General features: G+C 66.5%; 2 protein-coding genes. Both read left to right on the forward strand.

The annotated features are described in order from the left end of the window. Nucleotides 1-1,360 (forward strand): efflux RND transporter permease subunit (locus ACXJKH_RS14965; protein WP_457320425.1); only part of this gene is annotated, 1,360 nt, incomplete at its 5' end. Continuing rightward, nucleotides 1,357-4,443, forward strand: coding sequence for an efflux RND transporter permease subunit (locus ACXJKH_RS14970; RefSeq protein WP_457320427.1), 3,087 nt, complete (start codon nt 1,357-1,359; stop codon nt 4,441-4,443). The genes ACXJKH_RS14965 and ACXJKH_RS14970, both read left to right, overlap by 4 nt. The last annotated feature ends 362 nt before the right edge of the window (nt 4,444-4,805 follow it).

A 4,805-nucleotide genomic window follows, 5' to 3' on the forward strand; every position in this document is an offset into this window, starting at 1 on the left:
CGGCCAGATCGCCTCGTTGTACGGGGTCAGCGGCAGCGGCACGCGGCTGGATGCCAGCCCGACCGAAAGCGGCGAGAACATCGGCAAGCTGACCGTGGTCATGGCCGGTGGCGGCGACGCCCGCACGGAAGCGGCCATCACCGAGCGCCTGCGTGATTCGATGAAGCAGCATCCGGGCGTGCAGGTCGACTTCGCGCGGCCGGCATTGTTCAGTTTCTCCACGCCACTGGAAGTGGAGCTGCGCGGCCAGGACATGGCCACCCTGGAACACGCCGGCCAGGCACTGGCGGCGATGCTGCGCAACAACCCCCACTACGCCGACGTCAAATCCACGGTCGAGGAAGGCTTCCCGGAAATCCAGATCCGCTTCGATCAGGAACGTGCCGGCGCACTCGGCCTGACCACCCGCCAGATCGCCGATGTGGTGGTCAAGAAGGTGCGTGGCGACGTGGCCACCCGCTACAGCTTCCGCGACCGCAAGATCGACGTGCTGGTGCGGGCCCAGGAAGGCGACCGTGCCAGCGTGGACAGCATCCGCCGGCTCATCGTCAATCCCGGCAGCAGCCGTCCGGTGACCCTGGATGCGGTGGCCGAGGTGGTCGCCACCAACGGCCCGAGCGAGATCCACCGCGCCGACCAGACGCGCGTGGCGGTGGTTTCGGCCAACCTGCGCGACATCGACCTGGGCGGTGCGGTGCGCGAAGTGCAGGACATGGTCGCCAAGGACCCGCTGGGCGCCGGCGTGGGCATGCACATCGGCGGGCAGGGTGAGGAGCTGGCCGAATCGGCGCGCTCGCTGATCTTCGCCTTCGGCCTGGCGATCTTCCTGGTCTACCTGGTGATGGCGTCGCAGTTCGAATCGCTGCTGCACCCGTTCGTCATCCTGTTCACCATCCCGCTGGCCCTGGTCGGCGCGATCCTGGCGCTGATGCTGACCGGCAAGCCGATTTCGGTGGTGGTGTTCATCGGCCTGATCCTGCTGGTGGGGCTGGTGACCAAGAACGCGATCATCCTGATCGACAAGGTCAACCAGCTGCGCGAGTCCGGGGTGCCCAAGCAGCAGGCACTGGTGGAGGGCGCGCGCTCACGCCTGCGGCCGATCATCATGACCACCCTGTGCACGCTGTTCGGCTTCCTGCCGCTGGCGGTGGCGATGGGCGAGGGCGCCGAAGTGCGCGCGCCGATGGCGATCACCGTCATCGGTGGCCTGCTGGTGTCCACCCTGCTGACCCTGATCGTCATCCCGGTGGTGTACGACCTGCTGGATGGTCGCGGCGATGCGTATTACCGCGAACGAGGGCGCAAGCAAGCCGGTTTCGTCGAGACCCCCGGCACCGGCACCGCACGGGAGCCGGCATGAGCATCGCCGAGTTCTCCATCCGCCGTCCCATCACCACCATCATGTGCTTCGTGTCGCTGGCGGTGGTGGGGCTGATCGCCTCGTTGCGGTTGCCGCTGGAGGCACTGCCGGACATCTCGGCCCCGTTCCTGTTCGTGCAGGTGCCCTACACCGGGTCCACCCCCGAGGAAGTGGAGCGCAACATCATCCGCCCCACCGAAGAAGCGCTGGCCACCATGACCGGGATCAAGCGCATGCGCTCCTCGGCCACCTCCGAAGGGGCCAGCATCTTCATCGAGTTCACCGACTGGGACCGCGACATCGCCATCGCCGCCTCGGACGCGCGCGAGCGCATCGACGCGATCCGCACCGACCTGCCCGATGACCTGCAGCGTTACAGCGTGTTCAAGTGGTCCAGCAGCGATGACCCGGTGCTCAAGGTGCGCCTGGCCAGCAGCAGCGACCTCACCGGCGCGTACGACATGCTCGACCGCGAGTTCAAGCGGCGCATCGAACGCATCCCCGGCGTGGCCCGGGTCAATATCTCCGGCGCGCCACCCAACGAGGTGGAGATTGCGATCAGCCCGGACCGCCTGACCGCGCACAACCTGAGCATCAACGACCTCAGCGACCGTCTGCGCACGCTGAACTTCTCGATCTCGGCCGGGCAGATCGATGACAACGGCCAGCGCGTGCGCATCCAGCCGGTCGGGGAGATCACCGACCTGCAGGAACTGCGCGACCTGGTGATCGACACCAAGGGCCTGCGCCTGGGCGACATCGCCGACATCCGGCTCAAGCCCACGCGGATGAACTACGGCCGCCGCCTGGATGGCAACCCGGCCGTCGGCCTGGACATCTTCAAGGAGCGCAGCGCCAACCTGGTGGAAGTTTCGCGCGCAGCGCTCGCCGAAGTGGAGGCGATCCGCAAGCAGCCGTCGATGCGCGATGTGCAGATCAAGGTCATCGACAACCAGGGCAAGATGGTCACCTCCTCGCTGCTGGAGCTGGCCGAGGCCGGCGCGGTCGGTCTGCTGCTGTCGATCACGGTGCTGTTCTTCTTCCTGCGCCATTGGCCGTCCACGCTGATGGTGACCCTGGCGATCCCGATCTGTTTCGTGATCACCCTGGGCTTCATGTACTTTGCCGGGGTCACGCTCAACATCCTGACCATGATGGGCCTGCTGCTGGCCGTCGGCATGCTGGTGGACAACGCGGTGGTGGTGGTGGAGAGCATCTACCAGGAACGCGAACGCATGCCCGACCAGCCGCGGCTGGCCTCGATCATCGGCACGCGCAACGTGGCCATCGCGCTGAGTGCCGGCACCCTGTGCCACTGCATCGTGTTCGTGCCGAACCTGTTCGGTGAAACCAACAACATCAGCATCTTCATGTCGCAGATCGCGATCACCATTTCGGTCTCGCTGCTGGCCTCGTGGCTGGTGGCGGTCAGCCTGATCCCGATGCTGTCCGCGCGCATGCAGACCCCCAAGCTGGTGCACGCCGAATCCGGGGTGATCGCGCGCCTGCAGCGCCGCTATGCCAAGGTCCTGCGCTGGACGCTGGAACATCGGGGCTGGAGCGTGTTCGGCATCCTGATGGTGGTGGCCATCAGCCTGGTGCCGATGAAGCTGACCAAGATCGACATGTTCGGGGGCGAAGGTGGCCACGAGGTGTTCATCGGCTACAACTGGAAGGGCGCCTACACCTACAGCCAGATGTCCGAGGAAGTCGCGCGCGTCGAGCACTACCTCGATGGCCAGCGCGAGAAGCTGCACATCACCCAGATCTATTCCTGGTACAGCGAGCAGGAAGGCAGCAGCACGACGGTGACCTTCGACGCAGAGCATGCCGACAACATGCCTGCCGTGCAGGAAGCGCTGCGCAAGGGCCTGCCGCGTTCGGCGCGTGCCGATTACATCGTCGGCAACCAGGGCGGCGACGGTGGCGGCAGCAGCAATCAATCCGTGCAGGTGCAGCTGGTCGGCGACTCGACCAAGATGCTGCAGGAGATCGGCGAGGAGGTGGTGCCGCTGCTGGCACAGCGCAAGGAACTGCGCGACGTGCGCATCGACAACGGCGAGAAGGGCAGCGAGCTGGCCATCCACGTCGATCGCGAGCGCGCGGCGGCGTTCGGCTTCAATGCAGAGCAGGTCGCCAGCTTTGTCGGCCTGGCGCTGCGCGGTGCGCCGATGCGCGAGTTCCGGCGCRGCGACAGCGAGGTGCCGGTATGGGTGCGGTTCGCCGGGGCCGAACAGAGCAGCCCGGAAGACCTGGCCAGCTTCACCGTGCGTACCGGCGACGGCCGATCGGTGCCGTTGCTGAGCCTGGTGGATGTGTCGATCAGGCCGTCGGCGACGCAGATCGGCCGCACCAACCGCCAGACCACGTTGACCATCAAGGCCAACCTGGCCGAGAAGGTCACCGCCCCGGAAGCGCGCAAGGCGATGGAAGCGACGCTCACGCCGATGAGCTTCCCGGCCGGCTATACCTTCACCTTCGATGGCGGCGACTACGGCAACGACAACGAGGCCATGCAGCAGATGCTGTTCAACCTGATCATCGCGTTGGTGATGATCTACGTGGTGATGGCCGCGGTGTTTGAATCGCTGCTGTTCCCGGCGGCGATCATGAGCGGGGTGCTGTTCTCGATCTTCGGGGTGTTCTGGTTGTTCTGGCTGACCGGGACCTCGTTCGGAATCATGTCCTTCATCGGCATCCTGGTGCTGATGGGCGTGGTGGTGAACAACGGTATCGTGATGATCGAGCACATCAACAACCTGCGTCGGCGCGGCATGGGCCGCACCCAGGCGCTGGTGGAAGGCTCGCGCGAGCGGTTGCGCCCGATCATGATGACCATGGGCACCGCGATCCTGGCGATGATCCCGATCTCGCTCACCGACACCCAGCTGCTGGGCAACGGCCCGCCGTACTACCCGATGGCACGTGCCATTGCCGGCGGCCTGGCGTTCTCCACGGTGGTCAGTCTGCTGTTCCTGCCGACCATCTACGCGATGCTCGATGACATGAGCATCGCGGTGGGCAGGATCATCCGCCGCGCCCGCGGCCTGCCGGCGAAGGGCGAAGCGGCAACGGTCGCCTGAACGCCCCCCTGTCCGGCCAACGTACCCGGCTTTAGGTAGTGCCGGCCGCTGGCCGGCTCCCCGCGATCCCAGCTTCCCGGTAGTGCCGGCCGCTGGCCGGCTCCACGCGAATCCCAGATTCCCGGTAGCGCCGGCCGCTGGCCGGCTCCACGCGAATCCCAGATTCCCGGTAGCGCCGGCCGTCGGCCCGGACGGGCAGTGCCAGGCTGTGTCTTCGCTCCGGTATGTCGCGAGCGTGAGGGCCCCGTAGCAGCCGGTAGGCCCCTGGCGCAAATGTCCCCCGGCCTGGCGGCCTCCTCCTTTATTTTGCCCAGGGGCCTACCGGCTGCTACGGGGCTCGGCTTGCGGTACAGGCCAGGAGC

The sequence above is a fragment of the Stenotrophomonas sp. P5_B8 genome (assembly GCF_054049855.1).